The sequence below is a fragment of the Mucilaginibacter sabulilitoris genome, from assembly GCF_034262375.1.
Taxonomy (GTDB): Bacteria; Bacteroidota; Bacteroidia; order Sphingobacteriales; family Sphingobacteriaceae; genus Mucilaginibacter; species Mucilaginibacter sabulilitoris.
The window spans coordinates 674,453-694,518 of record NZ_CP139558.1; the positions used below are offsets into that span (position 1 = coordinate 674,453).

Sequence of the window (20,066 nt, forward strand, 5' to 3'; positions counted from 1 at the left end):
TTGTTTATTATTCCCCTTTTAGGGGGTTAGGGGGCTTCTACAACTCCTCTGCCAGCTCAAAAGCACGCCTTAGGGCCGCTATTTTGTTATCAACCTCTTTCAGTTCGCTTTCCGCTACTGAACCTGCAACGATGCCCGCACCTGCCTGGTAATGCAGCGTATTATTTTTACTCAGAAACGAACGGATCATGATGGCATGGTTAAAATCGCCGTTGAAACCCAGAAAACCTATGGCGCCGCTGTAAAAGCTGCGTTTAATTTTCTCGTTCTCGTCAATAATTTCCATGGCCCGGTATTTAGGTGCGCCGCTCAGCGTGCCCGCAGGGTAAGTATCGGCTACGATTTTAAATGACGATACATCGGGGAGCAGTTTGCCGCTTACATGCGATACAAGGTGTATCAGGTGCGAATAATACTGTACCTCTTTAAAGGCTTTAACCTCTACCTGTTCACAATGGCGGCTCAGGTCGTTACGGGCCAGGTCAACCAGCATCACGTGTTCTGCCGATTCTTTAGGGTCGTTTTCCAGGTTGCGAGCTATTTCTGCATCTTTTTCATCATCGCCACTGCGTTTAAATGTACCGGCAATTGGGAATATACTGGCCACATTGTTTTTGATAGTGATCTGCGCCTCGGGCGATGAGCCAAAGATGCGGAAATCGCCATAATCAAAATAAAACAGGTAAGGCGAGGGGTTAATGGAACGAAGCGCCCGGTAAACATTAAATTCATCACCCTGGAACGTTCGGGAGAAAGCTCTTGATGGCACTATCTGAAAAACATCACCGCGATAAATGTGCTGCTTCATTTTTTCAACAATGGCTATAAACTCATCACCGGTAAGGTTTGACTGCTCATCGCCCACGCTTTTAAAATGATATTCCGGGAAATTTTTGTTTTTGATGAGATATTCCAGTTTTTCGATACCGCCATTGGTTGGTCCGCCTTCAGCCTGGTTATGGAAAATGTACAATTCGTTTTTAAAATGGTCAACTGCTATAATATAGCGGTAAATATGATATTGCATCACCGGAATCTGCCGGGTAGTGTCATCACTTTGTTTGAGTTTGATGGTTTCAAAATGCTCTACCGCCTCATGTGTAAAATAACCAAACAGCCCGTTTGAGATGATCTTACCCGGGTTGGCATCAGTTTCAAAGCTACCGATGAACTGGTTAATCTGATCTATCAGCTCAAAAGTTCCGGCCTCATGTATTTCCTGGCTGCCATCGGGGTATTGTTTTTTCAGGATACCGTTGTTTAGTACCAGTCCGCTGATGGGCTCGCAGCAAATGTAGCTTAAACTGTTTTCGCGGCTGTGGTAGTCGGAGCTTTCCAGCAACAACGAGTTGGGAAATACATCTCTCAGGCGGAGGTAAATGCTTACCGGCGTGGTGGTATCTGCGAGTAGCTTTTTATGGGTAGTGGTTATTTTAAATTTGTTCATGTTGTGTGCAAAAAGTGTATTAAACAAAAAAACCCGGCGAATTGGGGTCGCCGGGTTTCCTATTTAGGTTTACAATTGATTAGTTGTCTCTGACTAAAAAACGCAACCGGCTGCCAAATTTAATTGGTGCCACCAGCTGTTTGTGTGTGTTTTTTTAATCATCGCGGTCACAAATTTATAAAGAAAATTGAATTGTCAAATTTTTTCTGAAATTATTTATTTGCTAAATCCTATTAGCCACGTGGAATTAATAGGATACCGGTTGAAATTATAATCAAACCGAATATGTAGAACACAAAAATAGCTTTGTGCTTGGCTTCATCAGTAGTAGCTTTTTTTGATTTGCTGTGACCAATGGTGATTAATACAATGGCAATTACCATCATAAGCCAGTGTTCAACTGTAAAAAAACGGGTAACTGGGTTTTTCATGGTAGTACTGTTAAACTGAACAAACGGGCTCACAAAATACAATACAATACCAATAAGCAATTGGGTATGTACCGATATCATGGCGAAAAGGTTAAGCTTGCGGTTACCTTCGGTATAAGGTTTTTTACCCATGAGGTTAATAAGCGCCAATAAGGCAGCCACAACAATAAGTACCACCACAATGTAACGAAAGCCAGAATGGAGATGCTGTAAAAAGCTATAAAGGTTCATATCGTAAATTTTTGTGTGAATATACAATAAAAGAAAAAGCTGAAAAAACATCGCGGTTATTTGACAGTGAATTAACGGTTTGCGATGGGAGGTTATATGATCAGGTGATAAAAATTGTCGTAAATCACCCCTAATTTGTCTTTCTTGCCACCCATGACTAGCGATTTTAGAGCTGATATTTGAATCATCAATAAAGTAATAATGTTATTATGAAAGAGGAAACCATAAAAACCAACACGGCAACACAACCGTTACCTGTTCAATTAAAATCAACGGCCAATGAATTGCTGCAAACTCTTGATGATGTAAAAGAGGAGGACATTAATAAAGTTCCGTTTGCCGGCAGCTGGACCGCCGGGCAACTTGGCGAGCATATCATACTGTCAGTTTCGGGTATTACAGACCTGGTAAACGGCCCTACCGGTACAACCAGGAGAAGCCCTGATCAATATGTGCAGGCCTTAAAGGATATGTTCCTGGATTTTAATTTGAAATTTACATCTGCAGAGGCAATTACGCCTGCGGTTAAAACTTATGATAAGGATTCTGTTAAAAAAAAGCTGGCAAATGTTTTTGAGCGTTTTATAGTCCTTGCCGAAACCAGGGACCTCACCGACTCCTGTCTGGCTTTCGAATTTCCGGGCATGGGGCACCTCACATTGCTGGAATGGATGTATTTAACCGTTTTTCATACCCAACGGCATATACACCAGTTACAAGGGATTAAGGCGCAGCTTTAATTTCTCCGCGTATTATTGCGAGGAACAAAAGTAACCAAACGGAGTGAGTTCATTATCCCATCTGCTGACGGGGAAGAATAGGGATGAATATTTTAAAAGCAAAAAGAGCGATGAAGGAAACTTCATCGCTCTTTGAATATATTAAATCTGAAATTAGATCAGCAGCCTTACAGGCTCTTCTAATAGTGACTTTAGTGTTTGCAGGAATGCAGCACCTGTTGCGCCGTCAACCACGCGGTGATCACAGCTCAGGGTAACTTTCATGATGTTACCAGGTACTACAGCTCCATTTTTAACAACCGGAACCTGTTGTATACCGCTTACCGCAAGGATACAGGCATTAGGTGTGTTAATAATAGCGGTAAATTCATCAACACCAAACATACCAAGATTTGATATAGTAAAGGTTGAGCCTTCCATTTCTGCAGGCTGTAATTTTTTTGATTTTGCTTTACCGGCAAACTCTTTTACTTCAACCGAGATATGGCTTAATGATTTACCATCGGCAAATTTAATAACCGGTACCAGCAGACCTTCGTCAACTGCAACGGCAACGCCAATGTGGATATGCTCGTTGGTACGGATCTTATCGCCCAGGAATGATGAATTAATAGCCGGGTGTTGTTTTAAGGCAACGGCGCATGCTTTTAATACAAAATCATTAAATGATATTTTAACCGGGGCAACGTCATTGATGCGGGTACGGGCAGCAATGGCCTGGTCCATATCAATGCTCATGGTTACATAGAAGTGGGGCGCGGTAAACAAGCTTTCGCTTAAGCGGCGGCTGATAGCTTTACGCATTTGTGTAACTGCCCTTTCGGTAAATTTCTCTTCGCCGGTATAAGTTGGCAGGGTGATAGGCGCTTTAGTAGCAGGTGCAGCAGCAGCCGGAGCTTCTGCGCCTGCCGGAGCGGTAGATGTTGGCGCAGGTGCCTTAAACTCTTCTATATCCTTTTTAATGATACGACCGCCTTCTGCGCTGCCTTTTACATCATTAAGGTTAATGCCTTTATCTTTCGCTATTTTACGTGCAAGCGGCGATGCTTTCACGCGGCTGTCATCAGCAGTTGATGAAGCAGCAGGGGCGGCTTCGGTAGTAGTTTCGGCTTTTGCTTCAGGAGCGGCTTCTTCTGCCGGTGCAGTAGCTGTTGCGCTACCGGCATCCTGTAATAAAGGTGTAATATCAGTACCCTCTTTACCAACAATGGCTATAATGCCATTAACCGGTGCCGCTTCGCCCTCTTTAGGGCCAATATATAAAAGCGTACCTTCTTCATAGCCCACAACTTCCATAGTAGCCTTATCAGTAGCTACGTCGGCCAGTGAATCGTCAGATTTTACTTTGTCGCCAACTTTAAAGTTCCATTTTTCAATAACACCCTCGGTCATGGTATCGCTAAGGGCAGGCATACGGATAACCGTAGCAGGAATGCTTGAAAGGTCAACCTTTGGCGCTGCGGTAGCAGCAGGTTTTTTGTCTTCGGCCTTTGCTTCAGGGGCAGCAGCTTCAGCAGGTTTTTCTTCTTTCTTTTCGGCGCTGCCACCACTTTGTTCAAGTGCGGCTTTGTAATCTTCGCCCTCGTTGCCTAAAACGGCAATAACAGCGTCAACCGGAACGGCATTGCCCTCTTCAACACCTAAGTATAACAAGGTGCCATCCTGGTACGATTCAAAATCCATGGTAGCTTTATCAGTTTCAATCTCGGCCAATACATCGCCGGATTTTACTTTATCGCCAACTTTCTTATGCCATTTCGCCAATACCCCTTCGGTCATGGTATCGCTCATCTTAGGCATTTTAACTACTTCGGCCATATACTATTAATAGTGTTATAAATAATTTAGTATAAATATAGGATTAGTCTCTGATGTATGGGTAGTCTGCCTGAACATAAACATCTGTATATAGTTCAGAAGCCTCAGGCCATGGCGATTCTTCAGAAAATTTAACTGACTCCTCAACTATAGCTTTTATTTTGGCATCAATTTCTTCAAACCATTTATCATCAGCATAACCTTCTTTTACAATAACTTGTTTGGTTATTTCAATTGGGTCTTTAGCCTTGTAGCTTTCCAGCTCTTCTTTGGTACGATACTTTTGAGGGTCAGACATGGAGTGACCTTTATAACGGTAAGTACGCATTTCCAGGAACGTTGGGCCTTCGCCACGGCGTGCACGCTGAACGGCTTCGTCCATTGCCACATGAACAGCGGCAGGATCCATACCGTCAACAGCCTGAGAAGGGATACCATAAGGTAAGCCTAATTTATAAATATCAGTTTGTATGGTGGTACGCTCAACAGAAGTACCCATGGCGTAACCATTGTTTTCGCAAACAAAAATTACAGGTAACTGCCAAAGCGCTGCCATATTAAAGGTTTCGGTTAAAGCCCCCTGACGTACAGCGCCATCGCCCATATAAGCAATGTTTACAAACTCGGTACCTTTATACTTTTCGGCGAAAGCGATACCGGCTCCCAGCGGAACCTGTCCGCCTACGATGCCGTGGCCACCATAAAAATGTTTTTCTTTATCAAACATGTGCATGGAGCCGCCTTTGCCTTTTGAGCAACCGGTAGCTTTACCATAAAGCTCGGCCATAACCGCGTTAGGGGTTACGCCTTTAGCAAGTGCATGAGCGTGGTCGCGGTAAGCGGTAATCATGCTGTCTTCCTGTTTTATTACAGACATGGCACCGGCCAGTACGGCTTCCTGCCCAATGTATAAGTGGCAAAAGCCCCTGATTTTTTGTTGTCCGTATAACTGTCCTGCTTTTTCTTCGAACTTGCGCATTAACAGCATTTGTTCGTACCACATCAGGTAAGTGTCTTTGTTAATTTCGATTGAACTCATGTAATTAAAACAATCAATTTCTTGGGAGTAAAGCGCAAATCTAATTATATCCTTGAAATTATCGAAACCGCAGCGAATTTGTTGAACAGATTATTTTTTATTTCAAGAAAAGCTTATAAATGAGCAGGGTTAACCGCGTTTTGTTTGTTTAGCCAAACATTATACTGCTATATTGAAATATTACCGAAGCTTTTTAGGTATTAAAACACGATTTTTACCCTAAATTGATTGATTTTAGATCAAAATTCTTCTGATTTTTTTAATAAAACGCAAAAATATCGATTGCAGCCGTAACCCAAAAAGTAACATAAACGTAACAGGTCAGGGCTTTAATTGATAGGTTTTTTGCGTTAGAAGTAATATTTATATTTTTTGAAAAAAAAGTGCCATTTATTTGCAATAATAAAAAATATAAATAGTTTTGTATCCAACAACAGACACTATGTCTAATTTAATAAACAAATTTGTTGCCCCTAACAGCAAACTAAAACATTAAATGAGGAAAATTATTTTTGCTATTGCATTACTTTTCAGCGTTTTAGCTTCACAGGCTCAAACAACAAGTGTCACCAATACCACTACAGATAAAGCTCCCGACGAGCAGGAGGGTTTAGCCAAAACATATCTTTCACAAATTATGGGTGTTGCATTATCAGCAACCTCAAACATGAAACTTTTTCATTTTGTTTATGATTGGATTGGTACCCCATACCACTTTGGCGGTGAATCAAGAAGAGGGATAGACTGCTCGGCTTTTACTAAAGAATTATACAGCGAGGTTTTTAACCTGGATATTAAAAGAAGCTCACGTGATATTTTTAGTATGGTGAACCCTGTAGGGAGGGATGACCTGAAAGAAGGTGATTTGGTTTTCTTCAAAATTCACAGCCGCCGTATATCACATGTTGGTATTTATTTAGGCAACAACAGGTTTGCACATGCATCATCAAAAGGTGTTGCCATCAGCAGCCTAGATGATAATTATTACAGCCGCTATTTTTACAAAGGCGGTCGTTTGCTGGCTTCGTTTAAAGACGAACTTACCGGAGGCTCATCATCCTCGTCAGATGATGTTGATGAAAAAGAACAATAATTAAGAAATTGAATTAAATAAGTAATTTAGTCCCGTCATATACATGAGGGGATTTTTTTTTACTATAAAATTATTCGTGCCCACAGCAATCGGCATGTTAATCTTTTTACAGGCTTGTGAAAGGCCTGTCCGGAGTAAGCAATTCGCCACTCAACAAAAAAAACAGTTATCTCCGCAAAATCCACTCATAAAAGTTCCTGCCCCTGCTCATCACGATTCGCTTTGTGTAGCTGCCGTTGGCGATATTATGATGGGTACATCATATCCCGATAGTACCACTCTGCCTCCTGATAGTGGTCGCAATAGTTTCAGGGCGGCCGCTGCCGAGTTAAAAACGGCCGATGTTGCGTTTGGCAACCTTGAAGGAGCCTTGCTTGATACCGGGGCGCCGGCACATTTTAAGCTGCACCAGCGGAGCAAATCGTACCTGTTCAGGATGCCTACTCATTACGCCTCGGTTTTAAAAAATGCCGGGTTTAACGTGCTTAGTTTGGCAAATAACCATATTAATGATTTCGACGCTTTCGGTCGTAAAAGCACCACTAAAGCCTTGGATAGCCTGGGCATACATTACGCCGGGTTACAGGTAAAGCCGTCAACCGTGTTTGAGTTTAATGGTATCAAGTATGGCTTTTGCTCCTTTGCACCTAATGCTAATACCGTATCTATCCATGACCTCAAAGGAGCCGCACGCATCATAAGCGATCTGAAACAGCGCTGCAATGTTGTTATAGTATCATTTCATGGCGGAGGCGAAGGTGTTGATTTTGAACACGTACCCTTTACGGTTGAAACGTTCATTGGCGAAAAACGGGGCGATGTACATGCCTTTGCCCATAATGCTATTGATGCCGGTGCCGATCTTATTTTAGGTAACGGCCCCCATGTTAATCGCGCATTAGAAATATATAAGAACCGGTTGATTGCCTATAGCCTGGGGAATTTTTGCACGTATAAAAGCGTGAGCGTGATAGGCGTTTGCGGTATGGCACCCCTGCTAAAGGTTTATGTAAATAAAAAAGGTGAGTTTTTAAGCGGCCGTATTATATCGTTCAGGCAGGCTCATGACAAGGGTTTGGTACGCGACACACTTAATCAGGCCTCGCGCCGTATCCGCATGCTAACCGAAACAGATTTCCCGGATGCCGGCCTAACTATTTCTGACAACGGCGACATTACTGCTGTTCCCCAATTTGAAAATTCATTTGCAAAAGTTATACAGCCTAAAGAATAAGCACCCTAAAAGCATTAATTTGCACTTTAATAATTAATAACAACATTAACTCTTAAACAGACGTTCAGCAACGCATGAATAAATATTTATTATCCATTACTGCCGCAGCATTCGCCCTCACCGCAAATGCGCAGCAAGGCCATACCTTAACCGAAAATGACTACGCACATGCGGAAAGTTTTATGAGTTACATTACCAGGCAATTGGTTGATCATGACGAAGTGACCCCAAACTGGATGGCCGGCGATAAATTCTGGTACCGCGTTTTAACCGCTCAGGGAAGTGAATTTATTTTGGTTGATCCGGCTAAGAAATCAAGGACCGCGGCTTTTGATCAGCAGAAACTGGCTGCGGCGTTATCAGCAGCAGCAGGTAAAACCTATTCGGGTAACCAGCTTCCTTTCACATCTATTGGCTTTTCTGCCGATGGTAAATCTGTTTCATTTATTGCCGATGGCAAATCATGGAAATGCGATTTAAAAACCTATCAGTGCACACCGGATAATGCTGTGGCGGACGCCTCCGGACATGAGGAATCTGGAAACAACGACAATGAAGTTTTTTCGCCTGATGGTAAACTTGCGGCATATATAAAAGATGATAACCTGTGGGTACGTAATGTAGCTACCGGTCAGCAAACGCAGCTCACTACCGATGGAGAAAAAGACTTTGGCTATGCCACGGATAACGCCGGCTGGAAATCGTCTGACACCCCTATTCTGCGGTGGTCGCCCGATTCAAAAAAGATAGCCACGTTTAAGCAAGATCAACGTAAGGTTGGCGATATGTATTTGGTTACCACCAATGTTGGTCACCCTACATTAAAAGCCTGGAAATATCCTTTACCAGGCGACAAAGAAATAGCCATGATCCAGCGTGTGATCATCAATGTTGACAATCCTAAAGTAATTAATATACAAATTGCTCCCGACCCGCATCGGGCCACATTGAGTGATGATATTGCAAGCAGCGGAACTTTCGATGATGTAGACTGGAATGCTGATGCTTCCAAACTGGCCTTTGTTTCCACCTCGCGCGACCATAAACAGGAGAAGTTTCGAATTGCGGACGTTGCAACCGGCGCGGTACGCGAAGTTTTTGAAGAAACCGTACCAACGCAATACGAGTCAGGCCAGGGAACCATCAACTGGAAATACCTTGCCAAAACAAATGAAATTATCTGGTTTTCGGAACGGGATAACTGGGGCCACCTTTATCTTTACGATGTGCTTACCGGCAAGGTTAAAAACCAGATTACCAAAGGCAGCTGGGCGGTAACGCAATTGCTAAAAGTTGATGAAAAGAACAGGCAGATATACTTCCTGGCCGATGGCCGCGAACCGGGCAACCCATATTTTACGCACTTTTACAGGGTTGGGTTTGATGGCAAAAACCTCACCTTACTGACCCCTGAAGCCGGGACACATGAGATAACACTTTCGCCAACAAATAATTATTTTATTGATACCTATTCATCGCCTGATGTTGCTCCGGTTAGGGTGCTGCGTAGCATAAACGGAAAGCTCATCAGCACGTTAGAGAAAACGGATATTTCAAGACTGGTAGCCACCGGCTGGAAACCACCGGTACCTGTTGCGATGAAGGCGCACGATGGCAAAACAGATATTTATGGTTTGATGTTTGTGCCTACCAAGCTCGATCCTTCAAAAAAATACCCCATTATCAACAACATTTATCCAGGGCCGCAGGGCGGTAGTGTAGGCGATTGGGGATTTGAAGCAGCCCATGGCGATTGCCAGGCACTGGCCGAATTAGGTTTTGTGGTTGTACAAATTGAAGGCACCAGCAACCCTTTGCGGTCAAAAAGTTATCATGACATGAATTATGGCCACATGTCTGAAAATACCCTGCCCGATCAGATTACCGCCATGCAGCAACTGGCGCAGAAATATCCTTACATTGATATTAGCCGTGCCGGTATCTGGGGCCATTCGGGCGGAGGCTTTGCAACAGCGGCGGCCATGTTCCGCTTTCCAGATTTCTTCAAGGTGGGTATATCCGAATCGGGAAATCACGATAACCGTAATTATGAGGATGATTGGGGCGAACGCTATATAGGTTTATTAACCCAACAGCCAGACGGCACATCCAATTACGAAGCGCAGGCCAATCAAAACTATGCTAAGAATTTAAAGGGTAAATTGATGCTTGCCCACGGCTTATTTGACGATAATGTACCGCCCTATAATACCATGCTGGTGGTTGAGGCATTGGAAAAAGCCAATAAAAATTACGATCTGGTGGTGTTCCCGAACAGTGCACATGGCTATGGTAAATATTCATTGTACATGACGCGCCGCCGCTGGGATTATTTTGTGAAGAATTTGGCAGGAAATGAACCTCCGAAGGAATATCAGTTAACCAGAAAAGCAGATCCTCGTGACAGCATAGAGTAATCAAAAGCGGGTACTGCCGCGCTATAAACGAACTGTGCAGATTTAGATTTTAAAGACGAAGCCTGAAATAATATTATTTCAGGCTTCATCTTTTGTATTACGTATCAGGCTGATGCCGGTAAAAAAGAATAAAAGCGCGATAATGCCTACTACTACCAGCGTAGTGGTTTGACCGGTATGGTTAATAACCCCTAAGCCGGTATAAATTAAGCCAATTATACCAAGTACGGTAAGTATGGCCCCGAAAGTTCGTTTTAGGTTCATGAATGTATGCTTGTTTATTTAAAGCATTTTTGTAAAAACAAATAGCACACCATAAATTAATTACTACATTTATTTACTAAATATTATCACTTATGGGAATGAGCGAAATCACCTTTATTATTTTTGCAGTTGTTATTTTAATTATTGTATCAACCTCGTTTGTGTCTGTAAAACAGGGCACAATAGTGGTCATTACAATATTTGGTAAGTACCGTAGGATACTTACCCCGGGCTTAAATTTTAAACTTCCGTTTATCGAAAACGTGTACTCCAAAATATCTATCCAGAATCGGTCGGTAGAGCTGGAGTTTCAGGCAGTAACTTATGACCAGGCTAACGTTTACTTCAAAGCCATGCTGCTGTACTCAGTACTTGATCAGCAGGAAGAAACCATCAAAAACGTAGCATTTAAGTTTGTTGACGAGCGCAACCTGATGCAGGCCCTCATCCGTACGGTTGAGGGTTCAATCCGTGCCTTTGTGGCCACCAAGCGCCAGAGCGAAGTATTGATATTAAGGCGTGATATTGTAGAGCACGTAAAAGAACAGCTTGACCAGATACTGGAAAGCTGGGGATACCACTTACAGGATCTGCAATTGAACGATATTACATTTGATGAAGTGATCATGAAATCAATGAGCCAGGTGGTGGCATCAAACAATCTGAAAGCAGCAGCCGAAAATGAAGGTCAGGCATTATTGATTACCAAAACAAAAGCTGCCGAGGCAGAAGGTAATGCCATCAAAATTTCGGCACAGGCCGAGCGTGAGGCCGCACAGCTGCGTGGCCAGGGTATTGCCCTGTTTCGCGAAGAGGTGGCCCGCGGTATGACGGTTGCAGCCAAAGAAATGGCAGAGGCCAACATGGATACTTCGGTAATTATGTTTACCATGTGGACAGAATCTATCAAGCACTTTGCCGAAAACTCGCAGGGTAACGTGATATTCCTGGATGGCTCAACCGACCAGATGCAACATACATTAAAAGAAATGATGGGCTTAAACCTTTTATATGCCGACGCTGTCAAAAACGTCAAAAAGTAAAAGTTTTAACCTGCATGTTTCATGAGTGTAAGATGGATTAAGTGTACCGGCATTATAGCCCTGTTTTTATTAATGATGGGCAAGGCAGCTGCCCAACAGTTCCATCAGTTAACTGTAAATGATTTTGGCGGAACGCCGCGTGCAAACGCGCGCGGCGTAATTGCCTATACAAATTGCACTATTGATTTTAAATACCAGGCAAGCCGCCAAAATGGTAGTTACATCATCAACGCCTTTGTTCACCTGATATTGAATACCGACAGGTCATGGCTCGACAGGAGCAAGATCACATCGCCCCAGGTGCTGGCCGAAGTGTTAAAGCACGAGCAGGGGCATTATACCATCGCCTACCTTGAACAACAGGAGGTACTGCGCGAAATAGCCAAAACCCGTTTTAGTCGTAATTACCAGTACGAAGCCATGGCCATTTTTAGCCGCATTGATGCCAAATACAAGCAGCTCAATACTGATTACGATGAAGACACCCAGCACATGACCGACAGGGTACAACAACATAGCTGGGATGTATATTTTCAAAAGCAACTGCGTTTTATGCCGGGCGAAGACAGAGATAGCCGTTAAGTAAATGTTGCTGTCATGCTACATAGTGAAGCATCTATTCTTCGATATACAAGCTTCTTTAATAGATTCTTCGTTGCTAAGAATGACATTTTAATATGAGCTTGGAATAAAAAATTGCAATCTTACTCCCCCTTTAGGGGGCTGGGGGGCTTATCTTTGCTATACATGTCAAATGACCCCGCTCAAATCATCCGCAAAATTATCCATATTGATATGGATGCGTTTTATGCATCGGTTGAGCAGCGCGACTACCCGGAGTACCGGGGAAAGGCGCTGGTAGTAGGTGGTTCACCTCAGGGGCGGGGCGGGGTAGTCGCCACGGCAAGTTATGAAGCCCGTAAGTTTGGGGTACGGTCGGCCATGTCATCCAAACGGGCATTACAGCTTTGTCCGGATGCCATATTTGTAAGGCCGCGGTTCGCTGCATATAATGAAGTATCACGGAGTATTAGGGAGATCTTTAGCCGATACACCGACCTGATTGAGCCATTATCTTTAGATGAAGCCTATCTCGACGTAACCAACGATAAGCTGAATATCGGCTCAGCTATTGAAATAGCTAAACAAATAAAGCAGGCCATTAAGGATGAGTTGCAGCTCACGGCTTCGGCGGGTGTATCTATCAATAAGTTTGTAGCCAAAATAGCATCGGATATTAATAAACCCGATGGCCTGAAATTTATAGGCCCTTCATCTATTGAAGATTTTATGGAACGCCTGCCAGTCGAAAAGTTTTTTGGTGTAGGCAAGGTTACCGCCCAAAAAATGAAACAAATGGGCCTGCATACCGGTGCCGACCTGAAAAACCTTACCGAAGAAGAACTAACCCGGCATTTTGGTAAAGTGGGTAGGTTTTATTACCAGATCGTACGCGGCATTGACAACCGCGAGGTACAGCCGCACCGCGAAACCAAATCAGTAGGCGCCGAGGATACCTTTGCCTATGATCTCACCACGCTCGAAGAAATGGACGCTGAACTGGAAAAAATTGCGCAGACTGTTTATAACCGGCTTACTAAATACGACTTAAAAGGCCGTACACTTACCCTCAAAGTAAAATACAGCGATTTTAAACAAATTACCCGCAATCAATCTTTTCCAACAGCTTTTAATGACCTGGAAACTATCGGTCAAACGGCTAAACAGCTGATGGCTGTTGTTTATACTGACGATGCCCGGATCAGGTTGCTGGGAATTTCCCTTTCCAATTTTGGTGATGTTACTCCCAAACAAAAAGAAACCCGTGAAGCCGGACCCGGTGATCAGCTGGAACTGGAGTTTTAGATGCCCATTAACCCCTAAAGGGGGAATTCTCCTGTATTTCCCGCCTTCACATTACTTCTCACAAATTGTCCATCAACATCACTAAATCAACAATTTAACTCAAACTATGGTCGAGTTAACAATTATTTAACAAAAAAACCTTTCAAATACAGCAAATTCTCATTACGTTTGAATTTTTTGTTGATGTAGCTTCAATAAATTTTTTACCCCGAAGTTTAATGCTACGCGTCGACAGTACAAAACCTTGCCAGATTATATATGCCATTGCCCGGCATGAGTACCTGTCGTACGTTATAGAACCGCATATAGTTCAGCTTAATCCTAACGGCGAATTTTCATTAACACACCAGCGTTTATTCTCAAATACTGCTAAGGAATTTGTCCATTGCCTTGACGAAACCGACATCAAACTCATCAAAATATTGGAGGAGATGGAACAGGGCAATGTGATTAAACGGTATTATAAAAAACCTATTCGCCCGTTTGAGTTTTTTGCCAAAATATTTAACGAGCAACTGTTTGATACTATTCGCCCTAAAATGGAAAGACGGATGGCCGAAGCGCTCAGTTTATTATGCAATAAGCAGGTATACCAGATGAGCAAAGAGGGATATCCGGGTGAGAAGAAACTGCAGATAGCTACAGAAGCGGCATCGGTGCTGTTCCATTTCAGGCGTAATGAGGAGGAGATCAGGTATTTCCCCACCATTAAGTACCAGGGGATGCGCATTGAATTTATGTTCAAAAATGCCGAGATCATTTGCAACCACCCCGCTTGGATGCTGCTGGATGATACCCTGTATTATTTTGAAAAGGAAATTGAAGGCAAAAAGCTGGTGCCTTTTCTCAATAAACGTTTTATAGCTATCCCGCGCTCATCAGAGCAGTCATATTTTGAAAAGTTTGTAGCTCCGCTTATCGAAAAACAGAACGTATACGCCGAGGGCTTTACTATCAATACCGAAAAATACGATGCCCAGGCTGCCTTAAAGCCTATTTATATTGAGGGCGGCACATCACAGCTGCAATTGTATTTTAAATATGCTGGTTATATTTTTCCTTATGGCGATGGCCGGCATGTATCGGTACGGATGGAGAAAAACGGCGACGACTATATATTTCATCGTATAAAACGCTCTATCACCTGGGAAAGGAACAAAATGCAGCAGCTGGAGCAAATGGGTCTTAAAACGGTATCGAGCTTGTTCCAGAACCTGGAGGTTAATAATAACGATGAAGATGCCGACCATTCCTTCTCGGTTTTTGAATGGCTTAACCAGCACCACGACCAGCTTATTGAGCAGGGTTTTGAACTGGAACAACCAGAGGGCCAAAAACGATATGTATTTGGCAATAGTAAAATAGACCTCGAGGTAACTGAAAATAACGACTGGTTTGATATTCATGCCATAGTTTGGTTCGGACCTTACCGCATACCCTTTATACAACTAAAAAACCACATCCTTAACCGTAAAAAGGAGTTTATCCTGCCATCGGGCGAAATAGCGGTAATTCCGGATAAGTGGTTTTCGCAATACGGCAACCTGCTGCACTTTACCGAAGGTGGCAACGATCTTAAACTGCGCCGCCACCACATAGGCCTGGTAAATGACCTTGCAGAGGGCGAGATGGCTAATGTAACCATGACCCGCAAGCTGCAAAAGCTTACCGACTTTGAAGCGCTGGAAGATGTGGAGATGCCGCAAAATTTTGCGGGTCATTTACGGCCATACCAAAAAGCAGGCTACAACTGGTTTCACTTTTTAAAGAACTATCATTTTGGGGGCTGTTTGGCCGACGACATGGGCCTTGGTAAAACCATACAAACACTTGCCCTGCTGCAAAAACATAAAGAAGATACCGAGGCTGCAGGCAGTAAAAGCACTTCGTTGGTAATTATGCCTACCTCGCTGATATATAACTGGCTTAATGAGGCTAAAAAGTTTGCCCCGCAGCTTAAGCTGATGGTGCATACCGGTACCATGCGTTACCGCTCGGCAGAGGTGTTTGCCAATTACGATGTGGTGATCACCACCTACGGCATCAGTCGTATTGATATTGGCATGTTTAAGGAATACTTTTTTGATTATGTAATACTGGATGAAAGCCAGAATATCAAAAATCCGTCCTCAAAATCATTCCAGTCGGTAAAGCAGCTTAAATCGCGCTTTAAACTGATATTGAGCGGCACCCCGGTGGAGAATTCGGTTAATGACCTGTGGACGCAAATGTCGTTCATTAACCCGGGTTTGCTTGGCGGACAGCAATTTTTCCAGAACGAGTTTGTAACACCTATTGAAAAGAAAAAGGACGAAGACAAAGCCCGCAAGCTGCAGGCGCTCATAAAACCTTTTGTTTTACGTCGTACCAAAGAGCAGGTAGCAACCGAGCTGCCGCCAAAAACTGAAAATCTTTTCTACTGTCAGATGAGCGAAGAACAGGCATCGGTATATGAAGAAGTAAAATCAGAATACCGTAATGAGCTGCTGAAAAGCCTGGAAGACGGCACCTTCGCCAAAACGCAAATACAGGTACTACAGGGCTTGATCAAGCTTCGCCAAATTGCCAATCACCCTATCATGATCGACAAGGATTATGAGGGCGATAGCGGTAAGTTTGAAAACGTGGTGCATACCCTGGCCAACGTATTGGATGGCGGTCACAAAGTGCTCATATTTTCGCAGTTTGTAAAACAGCTGGCCATTTACCGCGATCATTTTGACCGCGAAGGCGTACCTTATGTGTACCTCGATGGCAGTACCCAGAACCGTGGCGATGTGGTAAAGCAATTCCAGGAAGATGAAAGGACCCGCGTGTTCCTGATCTCTATTAAAGCTGGTGGCGTGGGGCTTAACCTTACCGAAGCCGATTACGTGTTTATCCTCGACCCATGGTGGAACCCGGCCGTTGAGCAGCAGGCCATTGACCGCACGCATCGCATTGGACAAACCAAAAACGTGTTTATCTATAAATTCATCACAAAAGATACGGTTGAAGAAAAGATACTGGCCCTGCAGCAGCGCAAGCTCAGCGTAGCCAAAGCCCTCATCACCACCGAAGAAAGTTTCATCAAATCCCTTTCGGCCGATGATATTAGGGAGATACTGGGATAATAATTAGCGGGAGGGGGTGTCACCTGAGCCCGTCGAAGGGTCGCGCGCAGATGCCAACCCATCATGCTTCGACGGAACTCAGCATGACAGCCATTTTTTTACGCTCAAAGCGTCATCGACGCCAATACAAGCCAATATGAAACTTGTCATACTGAACGTAGTGAAGTATCTATTCTACAGCTTGTATAGCTCGCGAATAGATACTTCGTTCCTCAGGATGACAATCTGATTTTACAAATAATCCTTCAAAATCCTTTCTAAAATTGTGATCAGGTCCGGATCATTAAATTGGTAATCGTCTTCAATATCAAGTATGAAGAGTTGTTTGCCGGTAATATCAAAGCGCTGTTTTAGCAGGTCTTTATGTTTGCGTTCCATCACAAAAATAACATCGGCCTGGTCAATCATTTTCTGATTTATGCGGATACGGGCCTTATCGCTGGTTCCGGCAGAACTGGCTGTATGTATAGGGTGGTTCCTGAATAATAGCTCCGCCGTTGGGCTGCGCCATTGATTTTTACTGCAAATGAAAAGGAGGTTTGCCAAATGATGTTAATTGTGATTTGGGTGTCTTGTTGCCTGATCCTCACCTGTTTTTTTCCATGCTTCCATTGTCATTTCAAAAAGCTCATTCTTTTTACAATCCCATATAGAAATATATTTTTTTGACATTACATAATATTGCTTCCACGTAGTGTATTTTTCATACAACATTAAGGTACAAATGTCTGTTGCCGTTATAAAATCGCCGGTTTCTGGTAAGTGAGAATGCATGGCACTAACTTCTGTTTTACTGCTATCGGCCGTCGGACTGTGATATTCCATAGGGATAATATTTTTATGTAACCGCTTTATTTCCGTTATCTCGTTGCTCTTATCAAAATTCACCAGATAATCGTTGCCGAAAATAACGACTCCGCTCGTCCGCGGCCCAGTTAAAATATATACTCTTTTAACCCCATTCCTGATAATAGGTACAGGATTAAGCTCGGTGTTTTTAAAGTATTTAAATATGGTATCAGTACCCATGCGTTTTACCACAGCCTGACGAATGCTGACCAGTTCTTTTTCTGAAGTATTGAGTTTCCGCGTAACGGTATCCAGCTTGTAGTTATTTTCGTTAAAATCGTTACCGAATGATGTTGTTGCTAATACCATCGGGTCGTCGCCTTTTGAAAAAAATACATTGTTCAAACCCGTTGGGGTTTCGTAGGATATATAGCCTCCAATTAACGCCCTTTTCTCTTTGCATTGTGCCACAAAAATATCTGAGCCATACCATGATGCCCATTCCGATCGAAAAAGGGCTTTTCCTTCATTAACGATGCTATCGGTTATTCTTTGTGTGTTTTTATGTTGAGCCGATGCTTTTAGTGCAAATACTAACAAGGTGCACGAAATAATTAATTTTCTCATTACAGCGACATCAGGAAAGGTAATAAGGTTAGGTTTCATATATCGGTTTAGGTCAGGAAAATCTACAAGCCATTTTTGGGTACCCAGGCCTGGCTTTTGATGAGCCATTTGCCGCCCACCACGCGTAGTACAAATGAGAACGCGCCTTCTTCGTCAAAAGGTTCGCCGTTAATGGTGCCGGTATATTCTACTGGTACAACCAGGTAGGCAATCTCTTCTGTTTGCTGAAAAACTTTTATGCGTTTAACATTTACCTTAAAGTCTTTAATTTTAAAATCGGCAACGGCTTTTTGCACCGAGTTTACCCACTGCACGCCAGCCAGCTGCCCGTTCCACGAAAAAGGTTGCTGCTCATCGCTCACTACCGCGTTGGGGGTGTACACCTCTGAAACCTTTTCTATTTTAAAAGTATAGGAGGCTTGCAGCACGGTATTTACAATTTCCAGTACTTCGGGCTTTAATGTTTTTATGGTTTTTACAGAATCTGTCCCCACGATATTCCTGGCGTATGTTTTTGGTGCGGTTAACAAGCATGTTAAAACACCCAGGCACAACATAGCTGATATATTTTTTTTCATGATCAGGTTAATATGGTTAACACTATTTGGCATTACTGTTCATATAATCCAAAGTTAAGTTACAAAGGGCTTTAACACCTAATGTAAAACCACTTTCATCAATATAAAAATCGGGTGTATGGTGCGATGGTGCTTTGAGCGGATCCTGGCCCTTGGGCATTCCGCCTAAAAAGAAAAACAAACCCGGAACCTTTTCCTGATAAAAGCTAAAATCTTCGGCCCCAGTAACTGGTGGTTTCAGCAACACGTTTTCAGCACCGGCGGTATGCTGCAAGCTGGGCAACATTTTTTGGGTAAGCTTAGGGTCGTTAAAAGTAACCGGGTAATGCGTGCTGTATGGTATCTTCACTTCGGCGGTAGCGCCCTGGGCTTCGGCAGTTTTGGTGGCTATTTGCCTTACCCGCTCCTCCAGTAGTTTTTCATCGGCTGCGGTAAAGGAACGCAGGGTTCCCAGCATCTCCACCGATTCGGGAATAATATTGGTGCGGTTACCGCCTTTTATAGCGCCTACTGTTACAACGGCAGGGTTTTCGGTTAAATTAACATTGCGGCTCACAATGGCTTGCAGGTTGTTGATGATCTCCGCCGAAATTACAATCGGGTCAACGCTCGACCATGGGTAGGCCCCGTGTGCCGACTTTCCTTTTACAATGATCTGCATATCATTAACCCCGGCCATGGTACCACCCGGGCGGTAAGTGATCTTACCCACCTCGGTTTGCGAATTGATGTGCAAGCCGAATATAACATCAACCTTTGGGCTTTCCAGTATGCCCTCTTTCACCATTTCTTCGGCGCCACCCGTTTGTCCGGGTTCAACGCCTTCTTCCGCAGGTTGAAAAATGAATTTAACCGTGCCATGCAGTTCACTTTTCATAGAGGAAAGCACTTGCGCCACGCCCATTAATATGGCCATGTGCGAATCGTGCCCGCAGGCATGCATTACGCCAACCTCCTGCCCATTATAAGTTGTTTTTACTTTTGATGCAAAAGGTACCGGGGTGCGTTCAATTACCGGTAGCCCGTCCATATCGGCACGAAGGGCAACTACCGGTCCGGGTTTGCCACCTTTTAAAATCCCTACAACCCCTGTTGTAGCAATACCTGTTTGTACCTGTATCCCTAACGACTGCAGGTGTTTGGCAATAATGCCCGATGTGCGCACCTCGTGGTTACCCAGTTCCGGGTGTTCATGAAAATCGCGCCTCCAGGCAATGATCTGGCTTTTCAGCGCTTCTGCCTTGTTACTTACCTGTGTTTTTGCCGCATTATTTTGAGCAAATGCACCAACCGTGAACAGCAAAAAGGAAAAGGTAAGGCCTGTTTTCATAAACTG

General features: G+C 43.6%; 17 protein-coding genes. 8 read left to right on the plus strand and 9 right to left on the minus strand.

Annotated features, from left to right (window positions below; translation table 11 throughout):
- Positions 1–37 precede the first annotated feature (37 nt).
- Together SNE25_RS03010 and SNE25_RS03015 are read right to left on the minus strand one after the other, a co-directional pair.
- Positions 38–1,447 (minus strand): anthranilate synthase component I family protein, encoded by a 1,410-nt coding sequence (locus SNE25_RS03010; protein ID WP_321563609.1) that lies wholly within the window; start codon positions 1,445–1,447, stop codon positions 38–40.
- Between the two features lie 233 nt (positions 1,448–1,680).
- Positions 1,681–2,109 carry a cytochrome B gene (locus SNE25_RS03015; RefSeq protein ID WP_321563610.1) on the minus strand — a complete coding sequence of 143 codons (429 nt, stop codon included), beginning with the start codon at positions 2,107–2,109 and terminating at the stop codon, positions 1,681–1,683.
- 209 nt (positions 2,110–2,318) lie between these two features.
- Here SNE25_RS03015 and SNE25_RS03020 point away from each other — a divergent pair, with 209 nt between their 5' ends.
- Positions 2,319–2,849 carry a DinB family protein gene (locus SNE25_RS03020; protein WP_321563611.1) on the plus strand — a complete coding sequence of 177 codons (531 nt, stop codon included), beginning with the start codon at positions 2,319–2,321 and terminating at the stop codon, positions 2,847–2,849.
- Positions 2,850–3,002: 153 nt separating this feature from the next.
- On the opposite strand, the gene SNE25_RS03025 is transcribed toward SNE25_RS03020, so the two are convergent.
- Positions 3,003–4,667, minus strand: a complete 1,665-nt coding sequence (locus tag SNE25_RS03025; protein ID WP_321563612.1) for a pyruvate dehydrogenase complex dihydrolipoamide acetyltransferase — start codon at positions 4,665–4,667, stop codon at positions 3,003–3,005.
- Between the two features lie 43 nt (positions 4,668–4,710).
- A complete protein-coding gene (pdhA, locus tag SNE25_RS03030; RefSeq protein ID WP_321563613.1) occupies positions 4,711–5,706 on the minus strand; it encodes a pyruvate dehydrogenase (acetyl-transferring) E1 component subunit alpha in 996 nt (331 codons plus the stop codon).
- A 496-nt stretch (positions 5,707–6,202) separates the two neighbouring features.
- Here pdhA and SNE25_RS03035 point away from each other — a divergent pair, with 496 nt between their 5' ends.
- The 3 genes from SNE25_RS03035 to SNE25_RS03045 all read left to right on the plus strand — a co-directional run bounded on the left by SNE25_RS03035 (position 6,203) and on the right by SNE25_RS03045 (position 10,450).
- The gene (locus SNE25_RS03035; RefSeq protein ID WP_321563614.1) at positions 6,203–6,799 is read left to right on the plus strand and encodes a C40 family peptidase; all 597 of its coding nucleotides are present in this window, start codon (positions 6,203–6,205) and stop codon (positions 6,797–6,799) included.
- A gap of 94 nt (positions 6,800–6,893) precedes the next feature.
- On the plus strand, positions 6,894–8,033 hold the full coding sequence (locus tag SNE25_RS03040; protein ID WP_321563615.1) for a CapA family protein: 1,140 nt from the start codon (positions 6,894–6,896) through the stop codon (positions 8,031–8,033).
- 74 nt (positions 8,034–8,107) lie between these two features.
- Positions 8,108–10,450 carry a S9 family peptidase gene (locus SNE25_RS03045; protein ID WP_321563616.1) on the plus strand — a complete coding sequence of 781 codons (2,343 nt, stop codon included), beginning with the start codon at positions 8,108–8,110 and terminating at the stop codon, positions 10,448–10,450.
- Positions 10,451–10,528: 78 nt separating this feature from the next.
- On the opposite strand, the gene SNE25_RS03050 is transcribed toward SNE25_RS03045, so the two are convergent.
- Positions 10,529–10,714: a hypothetical protein gene (locus SNE25_RS03050; RefSeq protein ID WP_321563617.1), complete on the minus strand. Its 186-nt coding sequence runs from the start codon at positions 10,712–10,714 to the stop codon at positions 10,529–10,531.
- A gap of 98 nt (positions 10,715–10,812) precedes the next feature.
- Here SNE25_RS03050 and SNE25_RS03055 point away from each other — a divergent pair, with 98 nt between their 5' ends.
- From SNE25_RS03055 to SNE25_RS03070, 4 genes are all read left to right on the plus strand, one after another.
- Positions 10,813–11,757, plus strand: a complete 945-nt coding sequence (locus SNE25_RS03055) for an SPFH domain-containing protein (RefSeq protein ID WP_321563618.1) — start codon at positions 10,813–10,815, stop codon at positions 11,755–11,757.
- A gap of 21 nt (positions 11,758–11,778) precedes the next feature.
- Positions 11,779–12,339 (plus strand): DUF922 domain-containing protein, encoded by a 561-nt coding sequence (locus tag SNE25_RS03060; RefSeq protein WP_321563619.1) that lies wholly within the window; start codon positions 11,779–11,781, stop codon positions 12,337–12,339.
- 165 nt (positions 12,340–12,504) lie between these two features.
- Positions 12,505–13,623 (plus strand): DNA polymerase IV, encoded by a 1,119-nt coding sequence (gene dinB, locus SNE25_RS03065; RefSeq protein WP_321563620.1) that lies wholly within the window; start codon positions 12,505–12,507, stop codon positions 13,621–13,623.
- A gap of 218 nt (positions 13,624–13,841) precedes the next feature.
- Positions 13,842–16,736, plus strand: coding sequence for a DEAD/DEAH box helicase (locus SNE25_RS03070; protein ID WP_321563621.1), 2,895 nt, complete (start codon positions 13,842–13,844; stop codon positions 16,734–16,736).
- A gap of 231 nt (positions 16,737–16,967) precedes the next feature.
- Here the strand turns inward: SNE25_RS03070 and SNE25_RS03075 are convergent, their stop codons facing one another.
- The 4 genes from SNE25_RS03075 to SNE25_RS03090 are packed head-to-tail and all read right to left on the minus strand — an operon-like array spanning position 16,968 to position 20,060.
- Positions 16,968–17,282, minus strand: a complete 315-nt coding sequence (locus SNE25_RS03075) for a low molecular weight protein tyrosine phosphatase family protein (RefSeq protein WP_321563622.1) — start codon at positions 17,280–17,282, stop codon at positions 16,968–16,970.
- Positions 17,283–17,288: 6 nt separating this feature from the next.
- Entirely contained in the window at positions 17,289–18,191 is a 903-nt protein-coding gene (locus tag SNE25_RS03080) for a hypothetical protein (RefSeq protein WP_321563623.1), read from the minus strand.
- A gap of 23 nt (positions 18,192–18,214) precedes the next feature.
- On the minus strand, positions 18,215–18,730 hold the full coding sequence (locus tag SNE25_RS03085) for a nuclear transport factor 2 family protein (RefSeq protein WP_321563624.1): 516 nt from the start codon (positions 18,728–18,730) through the stop codon (positions 18,215–18,217).
- A 22-nt stretch (positions 18,731–18,752) separates the two neighbouring features.
- The gene (locus SNE25_RS03090; RefSeq protein WP_321563625.1) at positions 18,753–20,060 is read right to left on the minus strand and encodes an amidohydrolase; all 1,308 of its coding nucleotides are present in this window, start codon (positions 20,058–20,060) and stop codon (positions 18,753–18,755) included.
- Positions 20,061–20,066: the final 6 nt, after the last annotated feature.

Bases quoted from the DNA above. Each gene is read 5' to 3' on its own strand.
- SNE25_RS03010 (WP_321563609.1), bottom strand. From the start codon at position 1,447: ATGAACAAATTTAAAATAACCACTACCCATAAAAAGCTACTCGCAGAT.
- SNE25_RS03015 (WP_321563610.1), bottom strand. From the start codon at position 2,109: ATGAACCTTTATAGCTTTTTACAGCATCTCCATTCTGGCTTTCGTTAC.
- SNE25_RS03020 (WP_321563611.1), top strand. From the start codon at position 2,319: ATGAAAGAGGAAACCATAAAAACCAACACGGCAACACAACCGTTACCT.
- SNE25_RS03025 (WP_321563612.1), bottom strand. From the start codon at position 4,667: ATGGCCGAAGTAGTTAAAATGCCTAAGATGAGCGATACCATGACCGAA.
- pdhA (WP_321563613.1), bottom strand. From the start codon at position 5,706: ATGAGTTCAATCGAAATTAACAAAGACACTTACCTGATGTGGTACGAA.
- SNE25_RS03035 (WP_321563614.1), top strand. From the start codon at position 6,203: ATGAGGAAAATTATTTTTGCTATTGCATTACTTTTCAGCGTTTTAGCT.
- SNE25_RS03040 (WP_321563615.1), top strand. From the start codon at position 6,894: ATGTTAATCTTTTTACAGGCTTGTGAAAGGCCTGTCCGGAGTAAGCAA.
- SNE25_RS03045 (WP_321563616.1), top strand. From the start codon at position 8,108: ATGAATAAATATTTATTATCCATTACTGCCGCAGCATTCGCCCTCACC.
- SNE25_RS03050 (WP_321563617.1), bottom strand. From the start codon at position 10,714: ATGAACCTAAAACGAACTTTCGGGGCCATACTTACCGTACTTGGTATA.
- SNE25_RS03055 (WP_321563618.1), top strand. From the start codon at position 10,813: ATGAGCGAAATCACCTTTATTATTTTTGCAGTTGTTATTTTAATTATT.
- SNE25_RS03060 (WP_321563619.1), top strand. From the start codon at position 11,779: ATGAGTGTAAGATGGATTAAGTGTACCGGCATTATAGCCCTGTTTTTA.
- dinB (WP_321563620.1), top strand. From the start codon at position 12,505: ATGTCAAATGACCCCGCTCAAATCATCCGCAAAATTATCCATATTGAT.
- SNE25_RS03070 (WP_321563621.1), top strand. From the start codon at position 13,842: ATGCTACGCGTCGACAGTACAAAACCTTGCCAGATTATATATGCCATT.
- SNE25_RS03080 (WP_321563623.1), bottom strand. From the start codon at position 18,191: ATGAAACCTAACCTTATTACCTTTCCTGATGTCGCTGTAATGAGAAAA.
- SNE25_RS03085 (WP_321563624.1), bottom strand. From the start codon at position 18,730: ATGAAAAAAAATATATCAGCTATGTTGTGCCTGGGTGTTTTAACATGC.
- SNE25_RS03090 (WP_321563625.1), bottom strand. From the start codon at position 20,060: ATGAAAACAGGCCTTACCTTTTCCTTTTTGCTGTTCACGGTTGGTGCA.